21 protein-coding genes and 2 pseudogenes are annotated in these 25008 nt (G+C 72.7%); 12 read left to right on the top strand and 11 right to left on the bottom strand.

The window, feature by feature from the left end; genetic code table 11:
- Window positions 1–103 precede the first annotated feature (103 nt).
- Window positions 104–883, top strand: a complete 780-nt coding sequence (locus ABD347_RS24095) for a chaplin (protein WP_344364895.1) — start codon at window positions 104–106, stop codon at window positions 881–883.
- A 14-nt stretch (window positions 884–897) separates the two neighbouring features.
- Here ABD347_RS24095 and ABD347_RS24090 read toward each other — a convergent pair whose 3' ends face one another.
- Together ABD347_RS24090 and ABD347_RS24085 are read right to left on the bottom strand one after the other, a co-directional pair.
- Window positions 898–1566, bottom strand: a complete 669-nt coding sequence (locus tag ABD347_RS24090; RefSeq protein ID WP_344364892.1) for a DUF2293 domain-containing protein — start codon at window positions 1564–1566, stop codon at window positions 898–900.
- Between the two features lies 1 nt (window position 1567).
- Entirely contained in the window at window positions 1568–2065 is a 498-nt protein-coding gene (locus tag ABD347_RS24085; RefSeq protein ID WP_344364889.1) for a hypothetical protein, read from the bottom strand.
- 7 nt (window positions 2066–2072) lie between these two features.
- On the opposite strand from ABD347_RS24085, the pseudogene ABD347_RS30790 reads away from it, so the two are divergent.
- Window positions 2073–2305: pseudogene (locus ABD347_RS30790) on the top strand (DUF7873 family protein); the annotation flags it as partial.
- A 105-nt stretch (window positions 2306–2410) separates the two neighbouring features.
- Window positions 2411–3043 (top strand): nucleoside/nucleotide kinase family protein, encoded by a 633-nt coding sequence (locus tag ABD347_RS24075; protein WP_344364887.1) that lies wholly within the window; start codon window positions 2411–2413, stop codon window positions 3041–3043.
- A gap of 176 nt (window positions 3044–3219) precedes the next feature.
- Here ABD347_RS24075 and ABD347_RS24070 read toward each other — a convergent pair whose 3' ends face one another.
- From ABD347_RS24070 to ABD347_RS24055, 4 genes are all read right to left on the bottom strand, one after another.
- A complete protein-coding gene (locus ABD347_RS24070) occupies window positions 3220–4113 on the bottom strand; it encodes a carbohydrate kinase family protein (RefSeq protein WP_344364885.1) in 894 nt (297 codons plus the stop codon).
- Window positions 4110–5018 (bottom strand): pseudouridine-5'-phosphate glycosidase, encoded by a 909-nt coding sequence (locus tag ABD347_RS24065; RefSeq protein WP_344364882.1) that lies wholly within the window; start codon window positions 5016–5018, stop codon window positions 4110–4112. Before ABD347_RS24065 ends, ABD347_RS24070 begins: the two co-directional genes overlap by 4 nt.
- 264 nt (window positions 5019–5282) lie before the next feature.
- Window positions 5283–6524: an MFS transporter gene (locus tag ABD347_RS24060; RefSeq protein WP_344364880.1), complete on the bottom strand. Its 1242-nt coding sequence runs from the start codon at window positions 6522–6524 to the stop codon at window positions 5283–5285.
- A gap of 120 nt (window positions 6525–6644) precedes the next feature.
- The gene (locus ABD347_RS24055; protein WP_344364879.1) at window positions 6645–7187 is read right to left on the bottom strand and encodes a methylated-DNA--[protein]-cysteine S-methyltransferase; all 543 of its coding nucleotides are present in this window, start codon (window positions 7185–7187) and stop codon (window positions 6645–6647) included.
- 481 nt (window positions 7188–7668) lie between these two features.
- On the opposite strand from ABD347_RS24055, the gene ABD347_RS24050 reads away from it, so the two are divergent.
- The 5 genes from ABD347_RS24050 (at window position 7669) to ABD347_RS24030 (ending at window position 14792) form a co-directional block, all read left to right on the top strand.
- Window positions 7669–8538 carry an MHYT domain-containing protein gene (locus ABD347_RS24050; protein ID WP_344364878.1) on the top strand — a complete coding sequence of 290 codons (870 nt, stop codon included), beginning with the start codon at window positions 7669–7671 and terminating at the stop codon, window positions 8536–8538.
- Between the two features lie 91 nt (window positions 8539–8629).
- Window positions 8630–10768, top strand: coding sequence for an excinuclease ABC subunit UvrB (gene uvrB, locus ABD347_RS24045; RefSeq protein WP_344364875.1), 2139 nt, complete (start codon window positions 8630–8632; stop codon window positions 10766–10768).
- Between the two features lie 136 nt (window positions 10769–10904).
- Complete coding sequence (locus tag ABD347_RS24040) at window positions 10905–11483, top strand: TerD family protein (RefSeq protein ID WP_344364873.1); 579 nt, start codon at window positions 10905–10907, stop codon at window positions 11481–11483.
- A gap of 101 nt (window positions 11484–11584) precedes the next feature.
- Window positions 11585–13549 carry a TerD family protein gene (locus ABD347_RS24035; protein ID WP_344364871.1) on the top strand — a complete coding sequence of 655 codons (1965 nt, stop codon included), beginning with the start codon at window positions 11585–11587 and terminating at the stop codon, window positions 13547–13549.
- A 244-nt stretch (window positions 13550–13793) separates the two neighbouring features.
- Window positions 13794–14792: a TerC family protein gene (locus ABD347_RS24030; RefSeq protein ID WP_344364868.1), complete on the top strand. Its 999-nt coding sequence runs from the start codon at window positions 13794–13796 to the stop codon at window positions 14790–14792.
- Window positions 14793–15103: 311 nt separating this feature from the next.
- Here ABD347_RS24030 and ABD347_RS24025 read toward each other — a convergent pair whose 3' ends face one another.
- From ABD347_RS24025 to ABD347_RS24015, 3 genes are all read right to left on the bottom strand, one after another.
- Window positions 15104–16387: an MFS transporter gene (locus tag ABD347_RS24025; protein WP_344364866.1), complete on the bottom strand. Its 1284-nt coding sequence runs from the start codon at window positions 16385–16387 to the stop codon at window positions 15104–15106.
- 119 nt (window positions 16388–16506) lie between these two features.
- The gene (locus ABD347_RS24020) at window positions 16507–17163 is read right to left on the bottom strand and encodes an MBL fold metallo-hydrolase (protein ID WP_344364864.1); all 657 of its coding nucleotides are present in this window, start codon (window positions 17161–17163) and stop codon (window positions 16507–16509) included.
- Between the two features lie 9 nt (window positions 17164–17172).
- Window positions 17173–17856: a maleylpyruvate isomerase family mycothiol-dependent enzyme gene (locus ABD347_RS24015; protein WP_344364861.1), complete on the bottom strand. Its 684-nt coding sequence runs from the start codon at window positions 17854–17856 to the stop codon at window positions 17173–17175.
- Window positions 17857–18046: 190 nt separating this feature from the next.
- Between ABD347_RS24015 and uvrA the strand changes: the two genes are divergently transcribed.
- The gene (gene uvrA / locus ABD347_RS24010) at window positions 18047–21040 is read left to right on the top strand and encodes an excinuclease ABC subunit UvrA (protein WP_344364859.1); all 2994 of its coding nucleotides are present in this window, start codon (window positions 18047–18049) and stop codon (window positions 21038–21040) included.
- Between the two features lie 326 nt (window positions 21041–21366).
- Here uvrA and ABD347_RS24005 read toward each other — a convergent pair.
- A pseudogene (locus tag ABD347_RS24005) lies at window positions 21367–21654 on the bottom strand (PfkB family carbohydrate kinase); the annotation flags it as partial.
- Between the two features lie 123 nt (window positions 21655–21777).
- On the opposite strand from ABD347_RS24005, the gene ABD347_RS24000 reads away from it, so the two are divergent.
- Window positions 21778–22206, top strand: a complete 429-nt coding sequence (locus tag ABD347_RS24000) for a Rieske (2Fe-2S) protein (RefSeq protein WP_344364856.1) — start codon at window positions 21778–21780, stop codon at window positions 22204–22206.
- A gap of 10 nt (window positions 22207–22216) precedes the next feature.
- Here ABD347_RS24000 and ABD347_RS23995 read toward each other — a convergent pair whose 3' ends face one another.
- Complete coding sequence (locus ABD347_RS23995; protein WP_344364853.1) at window positions 22217–23224, bottom strand: hypothetical protein; 1008 nt, start codon at window positions 23222–23224, stop codon at window positions 22217–22219.
- 221 nt (window positions 23225–23445) lie between these two features.
- Here ABD347_RS23995 and ABD347_RS23990 point away from each other — a divergent pair, with 221 nt between their 5' ends.
- Together ABD347_RS23990 and ABD347_RS23985 are read left to right on the top strand one after the other, a co-directional pair.
- Window positions 23446–24066, top strand: coding sequence for a papain-like cysteine protease family protein (locus ABD347_RS23990; RefSeq protein WP_344364850.1), 621 nt, complete (start codon window positions 23446–23448; stop codon window positions 24064–24066).
- 5 nt (window positions 24067–24071) lie between these two features.
- The gene (locus ABD347_RS23985) at window positions 24072–24887 is read left to right on the top strand and encodes a hypothetical protein (protein ID WP_344364848.1); all 816 of its coding nucleotides are present in this window, start codon (window positions 24072–24074) and stop codon (window positions 24885–24887) included.
- The last annotated feature ends 121 nt before the right edge of the window (window positions 24888–25008 follow it).

The raw sequence follows: 25008 nt of genomic DNA, 5'->3' as shown, positions 1-25008 counted from the left end.
CTCGATGGAGTGAATGGTGGATGCGTCATAACCCGGCTTGGCTGTACGGCGTTAATTCCGGTGCGGGCGGGTGCCCGTGACAGTCTCCGGAAGGCAGGAAGCCATGAGGCACACTCGCCGAAATGGTCTGGTCACACTGATGGCCACGGGCGGCGCGCTCGCTATGGCGGCGGGATACGCGCACGCCGACTCCGAGGCGGCCGGCGTCGCGGCCGAATCGCCGGGGGTGATCTCCGGCAACGCCGTTCAGCTGCCGGTGGACGTCCCGGTCAACGTCTGCGGCAACACCGTCAATGTGGTCGGGCTGCTCAACCCGGCGGCCGGCAACAGGTGTGAGAACAAGGGCGGGGGCCACCAGCACAAGGACCACCACGGTACCTCGCACGGCGGACACGGCGGACACGGCGGACACGGCGGCGGGCACGGAAGCGGCAGTGGCGGCGAGAACGGTGGTGGCGGAGCTTCGGCGGACGGTGCCGCCGTGGAGTCGCCCGGCGTGATCTCCGGCAACGGCATCCAGCTGCCCATCGACCTGCCGGTCAACGTCAGCGGCAACTCCGTCAGCCTGGTCGGCGTCCTCAACCCCACCTTCGGCAACGCGTCCAGCAACGGCGGCAGCAAGCCGCCCGCCACGCCGCCGAAGCCCGCCGAACCCGTCGCGCCCGTCGCGCCGCCCGAGCACGACGAGCCCGCCGCACCGGCTCCGGTGCCCGCACCGGCCGGCCAGGCCCCCGCGCCGCTGCCGCAGACCAGCTCGACGTCGCTGGCCGAGACGGGCTCCGGCGCCGGTCTGCTCGGCGTCGGCGTGCCCGCCGCCATGGGCCTCATGCTCGGCGGAGGGCTCCTCTACCGCCGCTCCCGCCCCGCGGCGGACCGCGCCTGACGATCGGCCGAAGGTCACCGCCGCCAGGCGGCCAGCACCGAGTCGATGACCGGTGCCACGCGGGTACGCGCCTGGCGGCGGGGGACACCGCGCATCAACAGCGCGTCGTACTCGGTGTCCAGGTGCCGCACCGACGCCCGTACCGCCGCGGTGACCGCGCCTTCGTCCAGCGCCCGTCCCGCCGCCGTACGCCCCACCCTGCCGCTCCCGCGCTCCCCGGCGTGCGCCGCGATGCCGGCCGCGCGCTCCGGCGGGCAGCCGGGGAAGAGGCGCAGGATCTCGGCGGCCAGCGCGGCCCGGAACCGCACGTCCTCGGAGGCCCGGCGCGTCGCGTCCCGGGCCCGGCGTCGCGCCCGTGCCTCGGCGTCGGCCAGACACGCCGCCTCCGCCCGCGCGAGGGCGGCCTCCTCCACGAGGATCCCCTGGCGTTCGTACCGCGTGCGGCGCCGGTTGTGGCGTACGACCACCGCCCACAGGCCGCTCGCCTCGCGGGCCCGGCGGGTCAGCGCCGCGTCGCCGCGGGGGAGATGGACCAGGTGGCCGAGGTCGGCGCAGTCCAGGCAGAGCGGCGCGCCGAACTCCAGGACCAGCCGGGGCAGCGGCCCGCCGCCGCATTCCGCGCAGTGGCGGCGCTTGAGCGGCTCGATCACCACCAGCGGTGCCGGCACCCCATGGCCCGCCATGTCAGCGCACGCCCGGGGCCGCGGCCCCGATGAACGCGTCCAGCGCCCCGGCGGCCTCCTCGGAGCGCCGCTCCCGCTCCGTCTCGTCCTTCGCCTCGTGGATGTGGTGCGTCACCTCGAAGGCCCTCCTCGCCAGTTCCACGGTCCGTGAGTCGTCGCACACCAGCTGGACGCGCACCAGCGCCTGCCGGGCGGCGGCGCGCCGCTCGTAGGACTCCAACCGGGTCGATTCGGCCTGCGAGCCGTTGCGGCGGTACACGCGGGCGTTCTGGGCACGCCGGTACTCGATCACCGCGCCCGCGAACAGGGCGTACGTCGTTATCCGCTCCTGGCGCAGTTGTTCGGCACGTGTGAGGGCGGCGGTGCGGTGCGCCGCCCGGCCCTGGAAGAAGTGCGTGACGACCGCGCCGAGCAGCGTGCCGATCACGGCTATGAGCGCCGTCTCCATCGATCCGTACCCCTGAAATCGTTCGGCCGGAGCATGCCTGCGCCGCTTCACTTGCCGCGTGGTAACAACAAGGCTCCATCAGATCAACGCCGTTGAGAAGGGCGTCAAGGCCCAGGCGCAGCAGGACCTGGCGGCGGCGCCCACGGGCCGCGGAAGCCCGTGCTGCTCGCCGGCATCGCCCGTACGGAGCAGCCGGAGGACGAGGAGGGGGCGCAACTGCCGCCCGGGTCCACCCTCGTGCGGGTCACGCCCGAGGACGTGCTGCGGGACACGGCGAAGACACTGACGAGGCGTTCGAGCGCGGTTTTGGTCGCCGCGTACACGGCGTTGCCCGGCCCGGCGCGCTGACCGACCGAGGAGGTCAAGCCGGCTCCGGTCTCGGGCAGCATGAGGGCAATGAAGTTCGAACCGATCACCTGGGAACGCCTGGCCGACGCCCTTGCCGCGCATGTGGACGGTCTGACTCCGGCCGACGGGGGGCCGTGGCTCAAGGTGGCCGTCGACGGGGCGCCCGCCGCCCGGCCCGAGGAGCAGGCCCTGCTGCTGGCGGAGGCGCTGCGGTTGCGCGGCCGGGCGGTGACGACCGTCGGAACGGGCGGGTTCCTACGGCCGGCGTCGCTGCGGTACGAGTACGGCAGGGAGGACCCCGACACCTACTACAGCGGCTGGTTCGACACCGGCGCCCTGTGGCGGGAGGTCTTCGGACCGCTGGAACCGGGCGGCAGCGGGCGGGTGCTGCCCGACCTGTGGGACCCGGCCACGGACCGGGCGACCCGAAGCCCGTACCGGACGCTGGCCCCGGGCGGGGTACTGGTACTGCACGGGCCGTTCCTGCTCGGCCACTGGTTCCCCTTCGACCGGACGGTCCACCTCCGCCTGTCACCCGGCGCGCTGGCCCGCCGCACGGAGCAGCCGTGGACGCTCCCGGCCTTCCGGCGGTACGAGGCCGAGGTCGCCCCGGCCGAAGCCGCCGACGTCGTCGTCCGCGCCGACGACCCTCGGCACCCGGCCTGGACGGGCCTGCCGTAGCCGCACCCGCGCCGGGCCCCAGGCCGTGCGGTGTCGCCCCACCCCTCTCGTGACCTCCTGACCTCGTCGCGCGTCACCCCCTGCCCGTCGCCCCGTGCCTGTCACCCGCTGCCCGTCGCCCGCCGCACCGTCGTAGCCGCAGTACCGGCCCCCGCCGCCGCCCCGCCCCGTCCTCGTCAGCCGGCCGGCGGACGGCCGCCCAGTACGGTGACCGCCGTGGCGCCGGCGCGGCAACCCGCTTCCGCCGCCGCGACCGGGTCGGCGCCGGACAGGCGGGCCGCCAGGAAGGCGCCGGTGAACGCGTCGCCCGCCCCCGTCGAGTCGACCGCGCGGACCGCCGGGGCCACGGCCCGCGCGATGATCCGCCCCGACTCGGCCACCAGGGCACCCGCCGCGCCGGTCGTCACCACGACGAGCGGGAAACGGCGGCTCAGCGCGGCTGCCGCGTCCTCGGGAGCGGCCAGGCCGGTCAGCAGCGCGGCCTCGTCGGCGTTGGGCAGGAGGAGGTCCGCCCCCTCGACCGAGGCCAGGAACGGAGTCACGCCCAGCTCGGAGACGAACCCCGCCGACGCGGGGTCCACGCTCACCGGAACACCCCGCTCACGTGCTGTTGCCAGGGCCAGTCGCGCCGTCTCGCGGCTGGCCCCGGCAAGGAAGAGGTACCCGGACAGATGCAGGTGGGACACCCCGTCCAGCACGGTTGGCGACCAGTCGCCAGGCGCGAGCCGGAGCGCCGCGCCGCTGTCCGTGAGGAACGTCCGCTCGGCGGCCGCGTCGACCAGCGAAACCACCGTCGCGGTCGGCGCGCCCGGGTCCCGTACCAGCGACGGCCGCACCCCGGCGGCCCGCAGCCGCTCCTCGTGCCAGGCCGCCCGGTCGGTGCCCACCCGCCCCAGGATCCGCACGTCCGGGCAGCCGGAACGCGCCGCCCAGCACGCCACGTTCGCCCCCGCCCCTCCCGGCAGCGTCCGGATCTCCGCGGCGGTGTCGGTGGCCGGGGCGAGCGGGGCGCGGTGCCGGGCCACCACGTCGGTGACCACGTCCCCGACCACGAGCAGCGCGCCGCTCACAGCGCGGCCGCGATACGCGCAGCCAGCCGCACATTGCCGCGTACCGCCGCGAGGTTGGCCTCCAGGGACGCCCCGTCGGTGTGCCGCATCAGGTACTCCAGGAGGAACGGCGTCACGGCCTGGCCGGCGATGCCCCGCTCCCGGCACTCGTTCAGTGCCCGCGCGAGCACCCGGTCGTGCAGCGCGGGATCCAGCTGCTCCGCCACCGGCACCGGATTGGCGACGATCAGTGCCGCCTCGGGGCCGCCCAGTGCGTCCTGCGCCCGTATCACCGCCGCCACCTCCTCCGGGGACCGCACCGTCCAGTCGACCGGCTCACCCGACGAGGCCAGATAGAAGCCGGGGAAGTGTTCCGTCCCGTACCCCAGGACGCCCACTCCCAGCGTCTCCAGCCGCTGTAGCGTCGCCGGCACGTCGAGGATGGACTTGACCCCCGCGCACACCACGGCGATCCGGGTCCGGGCCAGCAGCCGGAGGTCGGCCGACTCGTCCTGGGTCTGCGCCCACCCGCGATGGACTCCGCCGAGCCCGCCGGTCGCGAAGACGCGGATGCCCGCCCGCGCCGCCAGGAAGGCGGTCGCGGACACCGTGGTGGCACCGCTCGCCGCGGCGGCCACGGCGGGTGCCAGGTCCCGGTGCCCCAGCTTGCGCACGCCGGACCCGGCCGCGATCCTTTCCAGCTGCTCCGTGTGCAGCCCCACGCGCGCCACGCCGTCCAGCACGGCGACCGTGGCCGGGACGGCCCCGCCGGCACGGACGAGCGCCTCCAACTCCCGCGCCACGGCGAGGTTCCGCGGTCGGGGGAGGCCGTGCGCGATGATCGTCGACTCCAGGGCGACGACGGGCCGGCGCTCGGCCAGCGCCTGCCGTACCTCTTCCGACAACGTCACAGTGGTCTCCGGCATGTCCCATCCCTGGCGCGGCGGCAGCCCGCGCAAACGTCCGGTCGGGATTTCGCGTACGGCACCGCCGTGCGCGTCCCCGTGCCCGCTCGCCCCAGGGCGGGCCGCCCGGAGCCACGTCCTCCCGGCGGACGCGGGGTCGTCCGTCGCGCCCGGGTCCCCGGGCCCCCCGGCGGGGCCGGCCGCAGTGGCGCCGGCCACGTCCGGGCCCGGCGCGGGACACCCGGGCGCGTGAGCCGGGCCTTCCGGGCGCGCCGACCGGGCATGTCACCCGGGCGCGCGAGCCGGCTTGTGCCGCACGACCAGGGCGGCGAGCGGGAGCAACAGCAGCGCTCCGACCGCGTTCAGCCAGCCGTATCCCGCCAGGGCGACGATCAGACCGGCTCCCGCGCCGCCGATGCCCGCCGCCGTGTTCATGGTCAGGTCCGACAGGCCCTGCACCGCGGCTCGGGCGGCCTGCGGCACGGAGTCGGTCAGCAGCGCGGACCCCGAGACCAGCCCCGCGGACCAGCCCAGCCCCAGGACGAAGAGCCCGGCCGCGGTCTGCCCGTGGCTCGCCCCGGCGGTACCCGCGAGGAACGCGGCGAACGCCAGCAGGCCAACCGCCAGCCCGATCACGGACAGCCTCCCCAGCCGGTCCGACAACCAGCCCATCACGGGCGAGAACGCGTACATGCCCGCGATGTGACCGCTGATGACCAGCCCGATCAGCGTGATGTCCGCGCCGTGGTGGCTCAGCGCCACGGGGGTCATCGACATGATCGAGACCATCGCGGTGTGCGAGACCGCCACGGTGACCAGCGCCAGCCGGGCCCGAGGTGACTCCCGCACCGCCCGCACACCCGCCCGCAGCGACCGGCCCTCGGGCCCCGTGGCCTCCTCGGTCCCGTCCGCCAGCGCCCGTGCGGTCAGCAGCGGATCGGGTCGCAGCAGGGCCGCGACCATCACCGCCGATACGAGGAACACCCCGGCCGCCCAGAGGAACGGTCCGGCCGCCGCCGGTATCCCGAGCCCCGACACGCTCCGTCCGGCGGGTGCGGCGATGTTGGGGCCCAGCACCGCCCCGATGGTCGTCGCCCACACCACGGTGGAGATGGCCCGCCCGCGCCGCTCCGGCTCCGCCAGGTCCGCCGCCGCGAAGCGGGCCTGAAGGTTGGCCGACGATCCGGCCCCGAACCCCGCCATACCGGCCAGCAGCAGCGGGAAGTTCCCGAGGACCGAGGCCAGCACCACCACGCCCGCCCCCACCGCCCCGATCAGATACGCCAGGACCAGCCCGGGCCGCCGCCCGCGTGAGGCCATCAGCGCGGCCAGCGGCATGGACAGCAGCGCCGTCCCGGCGACCATGGCGGTCGGGGCCAGTCCGGACAGCGCCTCCGTACCGCTCACCTCCTGCGCCAGTACGGAGGCGAGGGCGACTCCGGTGGCCACCCCCAGCCCGCCCAGGATCTGGCTGGTGATGAGCACGGCCGTGATCCGCCGTCGCAGGGCGGGCAGTTCGGCGGTCATGACGGAGGCCGGGCGCGCGGCCGTGGATCGGGGTCCCGAGGTGGTTGTTCCGACCGGCCCGGACGGCTCCGGTATGTCAGGGTCTGTAGTCACCGCAGCAGTGTGCCACCCCTTACACGCTCAGAACAGGGGCTGCGGCAGCACCCCCTCCAGCGCCAGCAGCCGGCGTTTCGTCTCCAGTCCTCCACCGAACCCGCCGATCCCCCCGTCGCTCTCCACCACCCGGTGGCAGGGCACCACCAGCGGCAGGGGATTGGCGCCCATCGCCGCACCCACCGCCTGTGCCGCACCCGGCTGCCCCACCCGGCGGGCCAGCTCGCCGTACCCGACGACCGTTCCGTACGGCACACCGGACGCCAGCTCGCGCAGCACCTCCCGGTTGAACCCCGCCGTCAGCGACCAGTCCAGAGACAGCCTGAACTCCCGCAGCGCACCCGTGAAGTAGGCCTCCAGCACGCGTATCGGCTCGGCCAGTCGCCCCGCCGCGCTCTCCACGGGCTCGGCACCGAGCTGTCCGCACAGCCGCGCCAACGCCCGGTCGCGCACCGCGTCGTCGGCATGGAACACCACGCTCACCAGTCCCTCGCCCGTCGCGGCGAGCATCAGCGGGCCGATGTCACTGCCGACGACGGCCCACTCCACGAACTGCCCGTTGCTGTCCATGCCGACCACCGTACGACCGGCCACTGACAACACCGCCCGGCACGGCGCGGACCGGGTCGGCGCACCACCTCCCGCACCACGTCAGGACGGTTGACGATGGTCCCGCCCACCCGAGGCTGTCGACCCGCACCGCGCCCGCCGCGTCGTCCACGGTCCCCGCGCTGACGTGCGGCGGCGTGCCGTGCGGGCCCTTCGGCCAGTGCGCGAAACGTGTCCTCGGTCCCGGGGCGGCGCGCGGCGAGCGTGCTCTCCGGCGTACAGAAGAACCGGCGTACAGGAGAAGATGGCCGGAATGTGAACGCCGGGGCCCCGGCCGCACCGGAAGGCGTATGTCGACAAACCCACGTGTGAATGTTTGCTCCGTCATGGACGCGCCATAGCCTCGCGCCCGTACCAGCGGGTACACATGGCACCACCGGCGCCGCGACGCGCGCGAGGCTTCCGGACGGCGGAGCACGAGGAGCGAAGGGCGGGCGTACGGATGCAGGGCACGGTCGACGGTTTCAGCTACGGCTTCGTCACACCCTTGGCCGCCTTTCTCATGGCGTGCCTGGGTGGTGCTCTGGGGCTGCGGTGCACCACCAAGGCGCTGTGCGAGCACGGCGCTCCCCGACTCGGGTGGCTGGCGCTCGGCGCCACCGCCATCGGCTCCGGCATCTGGACCATGCACTTCATCGCGATGCTGGGCTTCACCGTCCGGGAGACGCCGATCGGCTACGACCCCGCCATCACGTTCGCCGGCCTCGCCGTGGCCATCGTGATGGTCGGCATCGGGATCTTCATCGTCGGACACCGGGGTGCCACCGCGATGGCCCTGGTCACCGGCGGCACCATCACAGGCCTCGGCATCGCCACCACGCACTACCTCGGCATGGCCGGAATGCGCCTGCCGGGCACGCTCCAGTACGACACGCCCACCATCGCCCTCTCCGTGGTGATCGCGGTCGTGGCCGCGACCTCGGCCCTGTGGGCGGCCGTCTCGCTCCACGGGTTCCTGCCCAGCCTCGGAGGCAGTATCGGCATGGGCACCGCGGTCACCGGTATGCACTACACGGGCATGGCCGCGGTCAGGGTGCACCTGCACGGCGACGGCGCCACGACGGGCGCCGGTGAGGCCGCGAGTCCGCTCCTCGTCCCCATGCTGGTCGGCCCGGCGGTGTTCCTGCTGCTCGCCGGGCTCATGGTGATGATCGACCCGCTGCTGGTGGCCGGGGACGGCGAGAGACGGCGGCTCGCGGCGCCTCGCCGCCCGGGCGCGCCCATTCCGTGGCAGAGCCATTCCCATGGTGATCCGGCCACGCGCCCGTCCTTCCGAGGGCCCCGCCGCCGCGAGCACACCCACGGTCGCTGACCGCCTCCGGCGCCCGCCGGCGACCGCGTGACCCAGGCTTCCGGCCCCGCTCGGCCCCCCGACTGTCAGTGCCGGGTCGTACGGTGGTTGCATGCGGCCCGTTTCCAAGATCGAACGCTCGGTGGCGCCCTTCGAGGTCGTCAGCCCCTACCAGCCCAGCGGTGACCAGCCGACGGCCATCGCCGACCTGGCCCGGCGCGTGAACGCGGGCGAGAAGGACGTCGTCCTGCTCGGCGCGACCGGCACCGGCAAGTCGGCGACGACGGCCTGGATGATCGAGAAGCTTCAGCGCCCCACCCTGGTGATGGCGCCGAACAAGACGCTGGCCGCCCAGCTGGCCAACGAGTTCCGCGAGCTCCTGCCGAACAACGCGGTCGAGTACTTCGTCTCGTACTACGACTACTACCAGCCCGAGGCGTACGTCCCCCAGTCGGACACCTACATCGAGAAGGACTCCTCGATCAACGAGGAGGTCGAGCGGCTGCGCCACTCCGCCACGAACTCGCTCCTGACCCGGCGGGACGTCGTCGTGGTGGCCTCCGTCTCCTGCATCTACGGCCTCGGCACGCCCCAGGAGTACGTGGACCGGATGGTCCCCCTCAAGGTCGGCGAGGAGTTCGACCGGGACCAGCTGCTGCGCCGCTTCGTCGACATCCAGTACACCCGCAACGACCTGGCCTTCACCCGCGGCACCTTCCGCGTGCGCGGCGACACGATCGAGATCTTCCCGGTGTACGAGGAGCTCGCCGTCCGGATCGAGATGTTCGGCGACGAGATCGAGGCGCTGTCCACGCTCCACCCGCTCACGGGCGAGGTCATCAGCGACGACCAGGAGCTCTACGTCTTCCCGGCCAGCCACTACGTGGCGGGACCGGAGCGTATGGAGAAGGCGGTCAACGGCATCGAGCGGGAGCTGGAGGAGCGCCTGGCCGAGCTGGAGAAGCAGGGCAAGCTGCTGGAGGCCCAGCGGCTGCGGATGCGCACCACGTACGACATCGAGATGATGCGCCAGATCGGTTCCTGCTCCGGTATCGAGAACTACTCGATGCACTTCGACGACCGTGAGCCGGGCTCGCCGCCCAACACCCTCCTCGACTACTTCCCCGAGGACTTCCTGCTCGTCATCGACGAGTCCCACGTCACCGTGCCGCAGATCGGCGCCATGTACGAGGGCGACGCCTCCCGCAAGCGCACCCTCGTCGACCACGGCTTCCGGCTGCCGTCCGCGCTGGACAACCGGCCGCTGAAGTGGGAGGAGTTCCAGCAGCGCATCGGCCAGACCGTCTACCTGTCGGCGACCCCCGGACAGTACGAGCTGTCCCGCTCCGACGGCTTCGTCGAGCAGATCATCCGCCCCACCGGCCTCGTCGACCCCGAGGTCGTCGTCAAGCCCACCGAGGGCCAGATCGACGACCTGGTCCACGAGATCCGGCTGCGCACGGAGCGGGACGAGCGGGTGCTGGTCACCACCCTGACCAAGAAGATGGCCGAGGACCTCACCGACTACTTCCTGGAGCTGGGCATCCAGGTCCGTTACCTGCACAGCGACGTCGACACCCTCCGCAGGATCGAGCTGCTGCGCGAGCTGAGGGCCGGTGAGTACGACGTCCTGGTCGGCATCAACCTGCTCCGCGAGGGCCTCGACCTCCCGGAGGTGTCCCTCGTGGCCATCCTCGACGCCGACAAGCAGGGCTTCCTCCGCTCCGGCACATCGCTGATCCAGACCATCGGCCGTGCGGCGCGCAACGTCTCCGGCCAGGTCCACATGTACGCGGACACCATCACTCCGGCCATGGCGCAGGCCATCGACGAGACCAACCGCCGCCGCGAGAAGCAGGTCGCGTACAACAAGGCCAGGGGCATCGACCCGCAGCCGCTGCGAAAGAAGATCAACGACATCGTCGCGACCATCGCGCGCGAGGAGGTCGACACCGAGCAGCTGCTCGGCACCGGTTACCGCCAGTCCAAGGACGGCAAGGGCGCCAAGGCACCCGTGCCCTCGCTCGGCAAGTCGGCGCAGGCCGGTGCCAAGGCCGGCAAGGCGGGCGGAAAGGGCGCGCTGGTCAGCGATCGGCCGGCGGCCGAACTGGCGGGAATCATCGAGGAGATGACCGAACGGATGCGTGCGGCCGCCGCCGAGCTGCAGTTCGAGGTGGCGGCACGGTTGCGTGACGAGGTGAGCGAGTTGAAGAAGGAGCTGCGGCAGATGAAGGAGGCGGGCATCGCCTGACGCGGGGGCACCGCTGTGTTGCAACACCGCCACAAAAGCGGACCGTGCCTGCTGCCGTCCCATGGCCGCTGCGTAGGGTGCTGGCAACCGCACCCTTCGGATGGTCGCGGGGGTAGGCAACGGAAGGGGACAGCGCGTGACGGTCAACATGACCAAGGGTCAGGCCATCAGCCTGCAGAAGAGCGACGGGGGAACTCTCACCGCGGTGCGGATGGGGCTCGGCTGGCAGGCGGCGCCGCGCCGTGGTCTGTTCGGCTCGCGCACCCGGGAGGTCGACCTGGACGCGTCGGCGGTGCTCTTCGCTGAGAAGCAGCCCGTGGACGTGGTGTTCTTCCGCCACCTGGTCAGCGACGACGGCTCCGTCCGCCACACCGGTGACAACCTGGTGGGCGGCGCGGGACAGGGCGGCGACGACGAGGCGATCCTCGTCGACCTGCAGCGGGTCCCCGTCCACATCGACCAGATCGTCTTCACGGTGAACTCCTTCACCGGACAGACGTTCCAGGAAGTGCAGAACGCCTTCTGCCGCATCGTCGACGAGACGAACGGCCAGGAGCTCGCGCGCTACACCCTTGACGGCGGCGGCCAGTACACCGCGCAGATCATGGCCAAGGTGCACCGGTCCGGTTCCGGCTGGCAGATGACGGCTCTGGGCAGCCCGGCCAACGGCCGTACGTTCCAGGACCTGATGCCGTCGATGCTCCCCCACCTGTAGGTACGGCACACGCACACACACCCGCAGCTCCCGGAGGCCAGGCCGCCGGGAGCTGCGGTCACACCGAGGCACGAGGCCCGCAGCACCGAGGGGACACAGGCATGACGGCCGAGCTGGTCCGGGGGCAGAACCATCCCCTGCCCCACACCCGACTCGAGATCAGGGTGTCGGTCGGCACACCGGTCATCGCCGGCGCCACGCTCGCCGACGACAACGGCAGGGTCAGCGGTGCCGGGATGGTGGCCCATCCCGGCTCGCCCGCGCTGCCGGGACTGGAGGTCTCCCGGCAGGCGGCCGCCGACCACCGGCTCGCCGTGGACCTCGGAGCGCTCCCCGAGACGGTCCATCGGGTGGCGGTGCTCCTCGCCCTTCCCGCCGGTGGTGACGGTCCGAGCCGGTTCGGCGCCGTGGCCCCGCCTTACGCCGCCGTCACCGCGCTCGACGGCACCGAAGTCGTCGGCTACCCCCTCACGGGGCTGGACACCGAGTCCGCCGTGGTCGCCCTGGAGCTGTACCGCCGCCAGGGCGCCTGGAAGATACGGGCCGTCGGCCAGGGGTACGCGGGCGGGCTCGCCGCGATGCTCGCCGACCAGGGCCTCGACCGGGCCGCGGAACTCGCGGCCACCATCCAGCAGGCCGTCGCCCACGGGCTGACCCGGTCGGTCGCCGTCCCGCCGCCGCGTTCCGCCGACGGTGACCGTGCCCGGCACGGCACCTCGCTCACCGCGTCCGGCACGCCCGCCGGCACGGCGCCCGCCGACACGGAGGCCGGCCCCACCGCCGCGCCCGTACCGGCGCACGCCGGGCCCGTGCCGAGCTGCCCGATCAGCTACGCCCACCCGCGCCGGGCGGGCACCGTCCCGCCCCCAGCCCCGGAAGGGGCCGGCGGCGCCCAGGCACGGCCCGCGCAGCAGGCGCAGCCCGGACAGCCCGCCCCGCCCGTCGCCGGAGACGCCATCGGCCGATGCATGGAAGAGCGCCTGTACAACCAGGTCTGGGGCATGTTCGAGGACCTGGCCCGTACCACCGCCGCGTACCGCAGCGCCGTCGACTTCGCGGAGTCCCGCATGGACCAGGATCTCGACCGTGCCCTGGCCGATCCCCGCAGCCGTATCGGGTCCTCCGGGGACACCGCCCGAGCCGCGGCCCGCGCGAAGCGCGACGAGCTGACCGCCCGGGCACGTGAGGCGCTCGACCGGGACCTCGCGCAGCTCACCGCCGAGTCCGAGGTCGTCGAGCCCGCTCTCCCCGTCGCGTACGCCGGCTGGGACCACCCGGCCTGGCACGCGTACCGCGTTCCCCGGGAGGCCCCGATGGCGCTGCGCCTGGGCGACCTGCGCCTGCCCGAGCGCCCCGAGCTGCGCATCCCGATGCTGGTGCGGCTCCCGCTGGAGCGCGGCCTGTGGGTGGACAGCGGCCGTTCCGGCTCGGAGGCGACCGTCGGGATGGACGACGCCGAGCTGCGCCGGCTGGCGGTGGACACGGCGGTCCTGCACGCGACCCGGCTGCTCGCCGTCCATCCGGTGGGGCGGTACGCCGTCCACGTCATCGACCCGGCGGGCGCGGCGGCCGCCTCGCTCGCCCCGCTGACCGGAGCCGGGGTCCTCGCCGCCCCGCCCGCGTCGGGGGCCCAGGGCGTGTCCGACGTCCTCTCCCACCTCACCCAGCGCGTGGAACTGGTGCGGATGGCCGTCAGCGGTGGCGCGACCGACTCCCTCCCGCCCGGCCTGGACACCGCCGGCCAACTGCTGATCGTCAACGACTTCCCGCACGGCTTCGACGACCGCGCCGTCACCCGGCTGCGCTACCTGGCGGACGAGGGCCCCGCGGTCGGCGTCCACCTGCTGCTGGTTGCCGACCGCGAGGACGCCGGTGCGTACGGGCCGGTGCTCGACCCGCTGTGGCGGTCGCTGCTGCGCCTGACGCCCGCTCCGGACGACCACCTCGCCGACCCCTGGGTGGGCCACGCCTGGACGTACGAGCCGCCCCGGTTGCCGACGGGCAGTGGCATCCTGCGGCAGGTCCTGTCCCGGGTGGCCGGGGCCCGTACCCAATGGCGGCCCTGACCTGCTGTTTTGGTCTCCCTTTTACTTTTCTCTTTACCTTTCTTTGGTCATTGCGGTAACGTTCTTGGTGCGGAGGGGAGTACTCCCATGCGCGGCGTGCCCGTCAATACGGATGGTCGGACATAAGACCGGTCCCGGGGCGCCGGCCCGTGGTGCGACCGGCGACGGATGCCGGGCGGCCCGGGTGGAAGAGACCTCCGGCAGCGACGACGCTGATCAGTAGCCGTACGACGCCGGAGGCGCAATGGACGTTTCAATGGGTTTGTGGGTGGCGACCATTCTTGGTCTGTCCGCCCTGATCGCAGTCGACTTCTTCATCGGGCGCAAGCCCCACGACGTGTCGATCAAGGAAGCCGGTACGTGGACGGCCGTCTGGATCGCCCTCGCCGTGATGTTCGGCGTCGGCCTGTGGGTCTTCGGTGAGACGCGGGCGTCGGGTGAGTTCTTCGCCGGTTTCATCACCGAGAAGTCGCTGAGCGTCGACAACCTGTTCGTCTTCGTTCTGATCATGGCGAAGTTCTCGGTACCGAGCCACCTCCAGCAGCGCGTGCTGCTGATCGGCGTGCTGATCGCCCTTGTGCTGCGCGCGATATTCATCGCCGCCGGTGCCGCGATCATCGCCAGCTTCTCGTGGGTCTTCTACATCTTCGGTGCGTTCCTGATCTACACCGCCTGGAAGCTCGTCAAGGAAGCCCGTGCCGACGAGCCGGAGGAGGAGTTCGAGGAGAACCGCCTCCTCAAGTCCATCGAGAACCGCTTCGGCGTCGCCGACAAGTACCACGGCACCAAGCTCTTCATCCGCGTCAACGGCAAGCGCGTGCTGACACCGCTGATGGTGGTCATGCTCGCCATCGGGACCACGGACGTCCTGTTCGCGCTGGACTCCATCCCCGCGATCTTCGGCCTGACGCAGGACCCGTACATCGTGTTCACCGCCAACGCCTTCGCCCTGATGGGACTGCGGCAGCTGTATTTCCTCATCGGCGGTCTGCTGAGGAAGCTGGTCCACCTGAGCTACGGCCTGTCGGTCATCCTCGGCTTCATCGGCGTCAAGCTGGTGCTGCACGCCCTGCACGAGTCCGGGGTCCACGTGCCCGAGATCTCCATCCCGGTCTCGCTCGGGGTCATCTGCGGCGTCCTGATCATCACCACGATCACCAGCCTGATTGCCTCCAAGAAGCAGGCGGAGCGCGAGGCCGCCGAAGGAGCCGAGAAGGCCGCGAAGGACAGCGTCGAGGCCTGACGGCAGACCGGCGCGACGCCGCCGGAGCCACGGCACCGGCCGGATCCGTCCGCATCGCGGGCCGATCCGGCCGGTGTCTGCTTCGACGCGAGCGCCCCGGTGGCCGGGGCACGGCGGCCACCCTGTCGGACCGTACCGGCGGCGGTCCCACCCGGCGCGCCTGCTGCGGAACCGGGACCGGAACCGGAACCGAGACCGAGCCCGGAATCGAGTCGATCCGAACCGCTACGTCATGGTCCTCCAGTCCGACCACCGACTGCGCCCTGGTGTCCCAGGGCACCAGGGCGACCTCCGCTGATCGCGCCGGTGCCTCAGACGGCCGCCGACTCCAGGGCGGGGTCCGCCACCGGCTTGGGCAGCGTCTCCGGCAGCAGGGCGAAGCAGCCGAGACTCAGCAGGGCGATCGCCGTCAGGTAGGCCGCCACGCCCCAGGGCGGCCCCGAGCCGCCCGCCGCGGCCGTCGCCACCATCGGGGTGAGGGCTCCGCCGACAACGCCCGCCAGGTTGTAGCCGACGGCCGCACCGGTGCAGCGCACCCTGGGCTCGTACAGCTCCGGCAGGTACGCGGCCACCACGGCGAACATCGTGATGAACGCCAGCAGCGCCCCGGTGAACCCCAGGAACATCAGCACCGGCCGCGCGGTGTGCAGCAGGCCCACCATCGGGAACATCCACAGCGCGGCGGCCGCGCAGCCCGCCAGACACATCGGCCGCCGCCCGACGCGATCGCCCAGCATGGCGGCGAACGGCGTCACCACCCCCTTGACGGCCACCGCCGCCATGATGCAGACCAGCATCACCGTTCGGCTCACACCGAGCCGGTCGGTGCCGTACGCCAGCGCCCAGGTGGAGACCGCGTAGAAGATCGCGTATCCGACCGCCAGGGCGCCGGCCGTCAGCAGCACCAGCCGCCAGTGACCGCGCGCGACCTCCACCAGCGGGGCGCTCGCGCGCTTGCCGGTCTCGGCCAGCTCCCGGAACTGCGGCGTCTCCGTCAGGGAGGTACGGAGCAGCAGTCCGCCGGCCGCCAGCAGTCCCGCCGCCCAGAACGGCACCCGCCACCCCCACTCCCGGAACTGGGCGTCGCTCAGCCCCGCCGACAGCGCCAGCATCACCCCGTTCGCCAGCAGGAACCCGACCGAGGGGCCGATCTGCGGGAAGCTCGCCCACAGCGCGCGCCGCCGCTCGGGCGCGTGCTCCACGGTCAGCAGCACAGCTCCGCCCCACTCCCCGCCGAGCCCCAGCCCCTGAAGGAACCGCAGTACCAGGAGCAACAGCGGAGCGGTCACGCCGAGCGTCGCGTACGACGGCACGCACCCCACGGCGACGGTCGCGGCACCGGTCAGCGCCAGGGAGGCGAACATGACCGGACGTCGCCCGTACCGATCGCCGATGTGCCCGAAGAGGACAGAACCGAGCGGACGTGAGAGGAAGCCGATCGCGAACGTACCGAAAGCCGCCAGCGTTCCGGCAACCGGCGAAAAGGTCGGGAAGAACAGAGGGCCCAGGACCAGCGCGGCCGCGGTCCCGTAGACGAAGAAGTCGTAGAACTCGATGGCCGTGCCGGCGAGGGATGCGGCGGCGAGCCGCACCATGGAAGGCGGACCCGGTGGCGTGGGCGAGGACGTACGCGGAATGTGACTCTGGCGCATGTCGCGCCCAACCACCCGTGACGCCCTCGGGTCACGGGGCGCGCGGGAGGCGTACGGAGCGACTACCAGCCGCGCTCGCGCCACTCCGGGAGCTTCGGGCGCTCCTCGCCGAGCGTGGTGTCCCTGCCGTGCCCGGGGTAGACCCAGGTCTCGTCCGGCAGCGCGTCGAACAGCTTGGTCTCGACGTCGAGGATCAGACTGGCGAAGGCGTCGGGGTCCTTCCGGGTGTTGCCGACGCCGCCGGGGAAGAGGCAGTCGCCGGTGAACACGTGCGGGTGACCGTGCGGGTCGTCATAGACGAGCACGATGGAACCCGGTGTGTGCCCCACCATCCGGCGGGCGGTGAGCTCCACCCGGCCGACCCGGATCGTGTCCCCGTCCTCGACGGCGACGTCCGTCGTGACGTCGATGCCCTCGGCGTCGTACGTCCCGGCGTAGGTGCGGGCGCCGGTCGCCGTCACGACCTCGGCCAGCGCGTCCCAGTGGTCGCGGTGGCGGTGGGTGGTGACGACGGACGCGATGCCGTCGTCACCGATCAGCCGGAGCAGCGTCGCGGGCTCACTCGCCGCGTCGATCAGCAGCTGCTCGCCGGTGGCCCGGCAGCGCAGCAGATACGCGTTGTTGTCCATCGGCCCGACGGCGACCTTGGAGATCATCAGGTCCGTCAGCTCGTGCACATCGGCGGGCCCGCCCACCTTCACCGCTCCGCTGTACGTCATGGATCCAGCCTATAGCGGGGGCAGAACGGGAAGGGCGCCGCCGGTGACGTCCAGGGCCGCGCCGTCGCGGCGGCCCGCGAGCCAGCCGAGGAGGTCGGGCGCCGGACCGGAGACGGTCACCCCGGGACCCTGGTCGCCGCCCGTGCGCCACTCCTCGCCCGGCGTGACGAGGCGGGTCGGGGGTACGGTGGGATGGCCGGTGAACCGCTCGGCCAGGAAGGCGATCTCGCGCTCGGTGAACTCCCGCGGGAGGTCCTCCAGCTCGTAGCCGACGCCCAGGTCGACGTGGTGCAGTTCCACCTCGACGAGACGGCGGAAGGGCAGCCGTGCGGCCCGGTCGGTCACCCCGTTGCGCAGCTCCACCCGGCGGTCCCAGTCGGCGGGCACCTCGCCCTGCGCCTGGAAGCGGGCGGCGCTGTCGCGCACGTCGTCGAGCTGGACGGCCGTCGGCCGGTGGGCGTCGCGCTCGATGTCGGCGTCGCGCGCCTCGGCGCTGACGTACATCGGACGGCCCTGGAGAACATTTACGAGGGCGTCGGCGTTACGTGAGAGGTGGGCCAGGATGTGGCCGCGGGTCCATCCCGGAAGCCGGGACGGCGCGGCGACGGCGGCGTCGTCCAGAGTGGCGGCAGCGGCCAGCAGCCGGTCGGTCGCCTCACGTACGGAGGCCAGGTCATGCACATGGTCGATCATGCTGCTGACCCTAGCGCCGCCACACGATCGGGTGAAGGTGGCTGAGCGCGGCCGGAAATCGAATGCGCGTGCTATACGCTCGGTGGAGGCATCCTTGAAAGTCAGACATCCATTTGGCGGCCCCCCGTAGGCTTGAACAGCTGGGACGGGGGCTGTGCCCCCGCTTCTCTCAAGAAAGGTGCGGACCGGCGTGGCCGACCGTCTCATCGTCCGTGGCGCGCGCGAGCACAATCTGAAAAACGTCTCGCTCGACCTCCCGCGCGACTCCCTCATCGTCTTCACCGGGCTCTCCGGGTCGGGCAAGTCCTCCCTCGCGTTCGACACGATCTTCGCCGAGGGGCAGCGCCGGTACGTCGAGTCGCTCTCCTCCTACGCCCGGCAGTTCCTCGGCCAGATGGACAAGCCGGACGTCGACTTCATCGAGGGCCTCTCCCCGGCCGTCTCGATCGACCAGAAGTCGACCTCGCGCAACCCGCGCTCCACGGTCGGCACCATCACCGAGGTCTACGACTACCTCCGTCTGCTCTTCGCGCGCATCGGCAAGCCGCACTGCCCCGAATGCCACCGGCCCATCTCCCGCCAGTCGCCGCAGGCCATCGTCGACAAGGTGCTGGAGCTGCCCGAGGGCAGCCGCTTCCAGGTCCTGTCGCCGCTGGTGCGCGAGCGCAAGGGCGAGTTCGTCGACCTGTTCGCCGACCTCCAGACCAAGGGCTACAGCCGGGCGCGGGTGGACGGGAAGACCATCCAGCTCGCCGAGCCGCCCACCCTGAAGAAGCAGGAGAAGCACACCATCGAGGTGGTCGTCGACCGCCTCACGGTCAAGGAGAGCGCCAAGCGTCGGCTGACCGACTCGGTCGAGACCGCGCTGGGCCTGTCCGGCGGCATGGTCGTGCTCGACTTCGTCGACCTCTCCGAGGACGACCCCGAGCGCGAGCGGATGTACTCCGAGCACCTGTACTGCCCGTACGACGACCTGTCCTTCGAGGAGCTGGAGCCCCGTTCCTTCTCCTTCAACTCGCCCTTCGGCGCCTGCCCCGACTGCACCGGCATCGGCACGCGCATGGAGGTCGACCCCGAGCTGGTCGTCCCCGACGAGGAGCGGTCCCTCGACGAGGGTGCGATCCACCCCTGGTCGCACGGCCACACCAAGGAGTACTTCGGGCGGCTGATCGGCGGCCTCTCCCAGGCCCTCGGCTTCCGCACGGACATCCCCTGGGCCGGGCTGCCCGCCCGCGCCAGGAAGGCGCTGCTGTACGGGCACAGGACCCAGGTCGAGGTCCGCTACCGCAACCGGTACGGCCGGGAGCGGGCGTACACCACGCCCGCCTTCGAGGGCGCCGTCTCCTTCGTCAAGCGGCGGCACAGCGAGGCCGAGAGCGACTCCAGCAGGGAGCGCTTCGAGGGCTACATGCGCGAGGTGCCCTGTCCCACCTGTGACGGCACCCGTCTCAAGCCGATCGTCCTCGCGGTCACCGTCATGGAGAAGTCCATCGCGGAGGTCTCCGCGATGTCGATCAGCGAGTGCGCCGACTTCCTCGGCGAGCTGAAGCTGAACGCCCGCGACAAGAAGATCGCGGAGCGGGTGCTCAAGGAGGTCAACGAGCGGCTGCGCTTCCTGGTCGACGTGGGGCTGGACTACCTGTCGCTCAACCGCGCGGCCGGCACGCTCTCCGGCGGCGAGGCGCAGCGCATCCGGCTCGCCACCCAGATCGGCTCCGGCCTGGTCGGTGTGCTCTACGTGCTGGACGAGCCGTCCATCGGCCTGCACCAGCGTGACAACCACCGGCTGATCGAGACCCTGGTGCGACTGCGCGACATGGGCAACACGCTCATCGTCGTCGAGCACGACGAGGACACCATCAAGGTGGCCGACTGGGTCGTCGACATCGGCCCCGGCGCGGGCGAGCACGGCGGCAAGGTCGTCCACTCCGGCCCGTTGAAGCAGCTGCTGGCCAACAAGGACTCCATGACCGGTCAGTACCTGGCCGGGAAGCGGTCCATCCCGACGCCCGACGTCCGCCGCCCGGTGGACCCGGCGCGGCGGCTGACCGTGCACGGCGCCCGTGAGAACAACCTGCGGGACATCGACGTGTCCTTCCCGCTGGGCGTGCTGACGGCGGTCACCGGCGTCTCGGGCTCCGGCAAGTCGACGCTGGTCAACGACATCCTGTACACCCACCTGGCGCGCGAGCTCAACGGCGCCAAGTCCGTGCCCGGGCGGCACACGCGCGTGGACGGTGACGACCTGGTCGACAAGGTCGTCCACGTCGACCAGTCGCCCATCGGCCGGACCCCGAGGTCCAACCCGGCGACGTACACCGGTGTCTTCGACCACGTCCGCAAGCTGTTCGCCGAGACGATGGAGGCGAAGGTCCGGGGATACCTGCCGGGCCGGTTCTCCTTCAACGTCAAGGGCGGCCGGTGCGAGAACTGCGCCGGTGACGGCACCATCAAGATCGAGATGAACTTCCTGCCGGACGTGTACGTCCCGTGCGAGGTCTGCCACGGGGCGCGCTACAACCGGGAGACCCTGGACGTCCACTACAAGGGCAAGTCCATCGCCGAGGTGCTGGACATGCCGATCGAGGAGGCCCTCGACTTCTTCGAGGCCGTCCCGACGATCGCGCGCCACCTGCGCACCCTCACCGAGGTCGGCCTCGGGTACGTCCGGCTCGGCCAGCCCGCGCCGACGCTCTCCGGCGGCGAGGCGCAGCGCGTGAAGCTCGCGTCCGAGCTCCAGAAGCGGTCGACGGGGCGCACCGTGTACGTGCTGGACGAGCCGACCACCGGTCTGCACTTCGAGGACATCTCGAAGCTGATCAAGGTGCTGTCCAACCTGGTCGACAAGGGCAACTCGGTGATCGTCATCGAGCACAACCTGGACGTCATCAAGACGGCCGACTGGGTCGTGGACATGGGCCCCGAAGGAGGCAGCGGCGGTGGCCTGGTCGTCGCCGAAGGCACGCCCGAGCAGGTCGCGGCCGTTCCGGCGAGCCACACCGGCAAGTTCCTCCGCGACCTCCTCGGCGCCGAGCGCGTCAGCGACGCCGCCCCGGCCGTCCCGGCGGCACGGAAGCGGACGGCGAAGAAGACGGTCGCGGCGGCTGACGGCGCGGTCCGCAAGACGGCGACGGCGAAGACCGCGAAGCCGAAGAAGAGCACGGCCCGGTCCGCCACGTCCTGACCCCGGGCCTCGCGCCCGCCGGAAGGCCCCGCCCCGGGTTCACGCCCCGGGGCGGTGCCGCCGTGGGTTCACGCCCCGGGGCGCGGCCGCCCCGGGTTCACGCCCCGGGGCGGTGCCGTCCGTCCGCCGGTCCCGTCGTCCGCACCCGGGCTCCGCCGGTCACGCCCCTGGACCCATGGGCCGCATCGCTCGGTCCGTCGGCCGCAACCTCCTGACCGGCGATCACGCCCCCGGGCCGACGGCCGTGTCGCCGGGTCCCCGTCCGCACCCCTGGTCCCGCCGGTCACGCCCCCGGGTTCGTCGGTCGCATCGCCGGGCCGCCGTCCGTACCCCGCCGCCCCGTCCGCCGCGACCGGGGCCACCGCCGGCGTCGTCGGCTCGGTCCCTCGCTGTACGAGACCGGTCGCGACCCCCGCCGCCCGCAGCCCGTCCAGCAGTGCCTCGCCGAACTCGTCCACGCAGACCCGGGAGCAGAAGGCCGCGTCGGCGCCGAGGCGGCCCAGGTCGACCGCCGTGTTGTACGGACCGCCGCCCCGCCGCGGTACCAGGGCGCACAGCGGTCCGGTCCCGTCCGGGACCAGGTCGATCAGGGACTCCCCGGCGACGACGATCACGCTCCCGAACGTAGTCCGTCGGCCCCGTCCCCCGACAGCCTCGAACCCCCGCGCAGGGCCACCGATCTACCCCGGTATCGTCGGTTCCGTCACCGCGCCCCCCCAGCCCACCGTGGAGCCCCCATGCCCGGCCAGCCGCCCGCCCGCCGTACCGTGCTGAAAGGCGCCGCCCTCGCCGGGGCGGCAGGGGTCGGCGCGGCCGCCTGCTCCACCGAGTCGAAGCTGGGCCACGCCCAGGCGCCCACGCCCACAGCGCCCGTCGACCTGGGCGCGGCGGACGCGGTACCGGTCGGCGGCGCCAAGCTCTACCGCGAACAGCGCCTGGTGGTGAGCTGCCCGGCCAAGGGCCAGTACAAGGCGTTCAGCGCCCAGTGCACCCACGCGGGCTGCGTCTTCGACAAGGTGGAGGGCACCGAGGGCAACTGCCCCTGCCACGGCAGCCGTTTCGACGTGACCACCGGGAAGGCGCTGAAGGGCCCGGCCACCGCCGCGCTGCCCGAGGTCCCGGTGAAGGTCACCGACGGCAAGCTGGTCGCGGGTCCCGACGCGTAGCCCCGCTCACTCACTCCCAGTCCCAGTCGATCCCCAGGATCCCGGGCCGGACCCCCTGCTCCACGAAGTGGACCGTACGGTGCCGCCCGCTCAGCGTCAGGTCGCCGCGGGCACCGCGCGGCGCACCTGCCGTGGTCTGGGCGAAGCGCCGGCACCGTACCGGCAGGGCGTCCTCGTGGAACCGCACCTGCAGGACGTACTGCCCGCCCGCGAAGCTGAACCCGCGTACGTACTCGCCGCTCACCCCGCCCGTACCGTCCTCGAAGCCGTACCCGAAGAGGTACGTGTCGCCCGCCCGCAGGCGCGCGTCGAACAGCAGCTCCGCGACCACCACCCCGGTGTCACCGTGCCGCCGCACCCGCCCCGTACGGCAGTTCTCACCCGCCCGCACCACCACCCGCTCCGGGTCGCAGCCGGGATCCCCGTGGTGGATGGCCAGGTAACGGTCGACGCCGTCGCGGTGTGCCCGCACCACCTGCTGCGACTTCCGGCCGACCAGCTCCCGCCCCGCCCCGATCCGTACCCGCTCCTGGTGCCCCACCGTGTGGAGCCCGCCGTCCGCCGGCGACTCCAGCTCCGCGATCAGTTGTTCCACCGCGCCGGAAGCCCCCAGCAGCGAGCGGTACGAGCGGCCCGCGGGCCTGGCCGGCACAGGCCCGGACCCGGCCCCGGACCCGGACCCAGGCCCAGGCGCAGGCCCGGCCCCAGGGCCGGCGGCCGACCGCCTTCCCGCCCCGCCCCCGGCCGGGTCGCCGAGCAACCGGATCAGTGACTCACCGGGCAGGTGGAGCAGCTCCTCCAGGGCCCGCACCGCCTTCAGCGACTCCGGCCGCTGCGGACGGCGGGCGCCCTGCTGCCAGTAGCAGAGGCTGGTCACCCCGACCTTGATGCCGCGGTGCGCGAGATGGTGCTGCACCCGCTGGAGCGGCAGCCCGCGCACCGCCAGCGCCGCACGCAACGCCAGGTGGAACGGGCCCGTCCGCAAAATCTGCGCCAGATCGGTCTCGGTGTGTCCCATGGGAGTCCTCAGTGAACGTTCACGACGGGGCGGTGCGACTCCGGGCCGGTGGCGACGGGCGGCAGGTGGGGGAGGGGATCCGTTCACTCGTCGACCAGTGGCGTTCACAGCCCGGTGTCATCCCGCATTGAAGCGTGTTGACCTGCTCCCGACAACGATCGATGCTCCCCTCAGCGTCCGGACGCGATCCTCCCTCCCCACATCCCCACCGGAGGAACGCGATGCGCGAACCCCACAACCTCATGGGCGATCCGGCGGGCAGAGCGAGACGGCTCCTGCTCGCGGTGCTCCTCGCCGCCACGACCACCCTCCTCGGTCCGGTGTCCGCCGCCACCGCCGAGGGCGACTCCACGACCACGCTCGCCGCCAAGCGCCTCGACATCACCATGCAGGCACAGGCGAAGACCAACTGGTGCTGGGCCGCCGGCGGCAACACCATCGCCACCTGGTTCGGCCGCTCCTACTCCCAGAACCAGTTCTGCAACGCCGCCTTCAACCGGCAGCAGGGCTACGACTGCCCCAACTGGCAGGCCACTCTGGGCAATGTGCAGAACGGGCTGCGCTGGGCCGGCGTCAGCCCGGGATCGTACGTCGACGGCTGGCTGCGCTACTCCACCGTCCAGACCGAGATCAACGCGAACCGCCCCATCGAGACCCGTATCCAGTGGGCGAGCGGTGGCGGACACATGCACGTGATCTACGGGTACGACGACGCCAACAGCTGGGTGTACTGGGGGGACCCATGGCCCTCCAGCAACCGCTACAACTGGGCGTCGCACGCCTGGTACGTCGACAACAACTCCTTCTCCTGGACCCATTCGCTCTACCGGACAGGGGCGTGAGCGCCATGACCCCGCACCGTCTCCTGGCAGCGGTCGCCCTCAGCCCCGCGTTGCTGCTTCTCCCCGCCCCCACCGCCACCGCCGCCGACACCCCGGACGCGGCGGTCACCGCCCCCGCCACGCTCGACACGCTCTCCCGGTTCTTCGCACGGGACGGCGCCGTGACGCGGGCCGCCGCAGCCCCTCGTGTCGAAGGCCCCACCGTCCCCGTACGCGTCCTGTCGCCGGACTTCGTGGCGGGCAGGGCGGGAGCGCCGGTCGCCCGCGTCGAGTTCCACGCGGCCGGGGCCGTCTCGTCCGACGGGCGGAAAGCCTCCGTCTGGACCGCCCGCCAGGGCGCGAAGGGCTGGCAGGTGGTGAACATAGCGACCGGTGACGACGAGATCCGGTACACGAAGGAAGGCGCCCGGCGCCTGCCCGGAGGGACGGTCTTCCGGGAGCCCCAGATCGACGCCTGGTACGTCAGCAAGGGCGCCAGGGTGCTTCCCCTGGACGCGGACGCGGTACGCGCGGTGGGGGCCCGTGGCACCACCCTCGCCGCCTACCGGGACCGGGTCGCGGCGGCGTACGGGGACAAGCTGCCCGGCACGGCGTACGCGCACAGGGGAAGCGCCGGCGGCTACGGAAGCCCCGCCGGCCCCGCCCCCGGCGCGCCCGCCCCCGCCGGTCCGGCACCCGCGCGGGACCTCGCCCCAGCGGGGGACCCGTCCGCCGCTTCGGCACCGGCCTCCGGGGCCGCCGGGACGGTCTGGGCGGCCGCCCTCGCCGCCTCGGCCCTCGCCCTGACCGGCGCCGTGCGGCTGCGCCGCCGCCGAGGCTGAGGCCCCGGGCGCCGGCATCCCCCGGGCCCCGGCACCTGCCGGGGCCCGTCCCGCCCCGCCCCCGCCCCGCCCACGGCCGGCCCGCCCTCCCGGCGCGGCCGTCCCGCGGGCCCCGCGGAGC

The sequence above is a fragment of the Streptomyces gobitricini genome (genome assembly GCF_039532985.1).
GTDB classification, from domain to species: domain Bacteria; phylum Actinomycetota; class Actinomycetes; order Streptomycetales; family Streptomycetaceae; genus Streptomyces; species Streptomyces gobitricini.
This window is presented reverse-complemented; position numbering and strand designations above follow the sequence as displayed.

Bases quoted from the DNA above. Each gene is read 5' to 3' on its own strand.
- ABD347_RS24020 (WP_344364864.1), bottom strand. From the start codon at position 17,163: ATGACGTACAGCGGAGCGGTGAAGGTGGGCGGGCCCGCCGATGTGCAC.
- ABD347_RS24060 (WP_344364880.1), bottom strand. From the start codon at position 6,524: ATGACCGCCGAACTGCCCGCCCTGCGACGGCGGATCACGGCCGTGCTC.
- ABD347_RS24025 (WP_344364866.1), bottom strand. From the start codon at position 16,387: ATGGTGCGGCTCGCCGCCGCATCCCTCGCCGGCACGGCCATCGAGTTC.
- ABD347_RS24035 (WP_344364871.1), top strand. From the start codon at position 11,585: ATGACGGCCGAGCTGGTCCGGGGGCAGAACCATCCCCTGCCCCACACC.
- uvrB (WP_344364875.1), top strand. From the start codon at position 8,630: ATGCGGCCCGTTTCCAAGATCGAACGCTCGGTGGCGCCCTTCGAGGTC.
- ABD347_RS24000 (WP_344364856.1), top strand. From the start codon at position 21,778: ATGCCCGGCCAGCCGCCCGCCCGCCGTACCGTGCTGAAAGGCGCCGCC.
- ABD347_RS24095 (WP_344364895.1), top strand. From the start codon at position 104: ATGAGGCACACTCGCCGAAATGGTCTGGTCACACTGATGGCCACGGGC.
- ABD347_RS24090 (WP_344364892.1), bottom strand. From the start codon at position 1,566: ATGGCGGGCCATGGGGTGCCGGCACCGCTGGTGGTGATCGAGCCGCTC.
- ABD347_RS24065 (WP_344364882.1), bottom strand. From the start codon at position 5,018: ATGCCGGAGACCACTGTGACGTTGTCGGAAGAGGTACGGCAGGCGCTG.
- ABD347_RS24030 (WP_344364868.1), top strand. From the start codon at position 13,794: ATGGACGTTTCAATGGGTTTGTGGGTGGCGACCATTCTTGGTCTGTCC.
- ABD347_RS23985 (WP_344364848.1), top strand. From the start codon at position 24,072: ATGACCCCGCACCGTCTCCTGGCAGCGGTCGCCCTCAGCCCCGCGTTG.
- ABD347_RS24015 (WP_344364861.1), bottom strand. From the start codon at position 17,856: ATGATCGACCATGTGCATGACCTGGCCTCCGTACGTGAGGCGACCGAC.
- ABD347_RS24050 (WP_344364878.1), top strand. From the start codon at position 7,669: ATGCAGGGCACGGTCGACGGTTTCAGCTACGGCTTCGTCACACCCTTG.
- ABD347_RS24075 (WP_344364887.1), top strand. From the start codon at position 2,411: ATGAAGTTCGAACCGATCACCTGGGAACGCCTGGCCGACGCCCTTGCC.
- ABD347_RS23990 (WP_344364850.1), top strand. From the start codon at position 23,446: ATGCGCGAACCCCACAACCTCATGGGCGATCCGGCGGGCAGAGCGAGA.
- ABD347_RS23995 (WP_344364853.1), bottom strand. From the start codon at position 23,224: ATGGGACACACCGAGACCGATCTGGCGCAGATTTTGCGGACGGGCCCG.
- ABD347_RS24055 (WP_344364879.1), bottom strand. From the start codon at position 7,187: ATGGACAGCAACGGGCAGTTCGTGGAGTGGGCCGTCGTCGGCAGTGAC.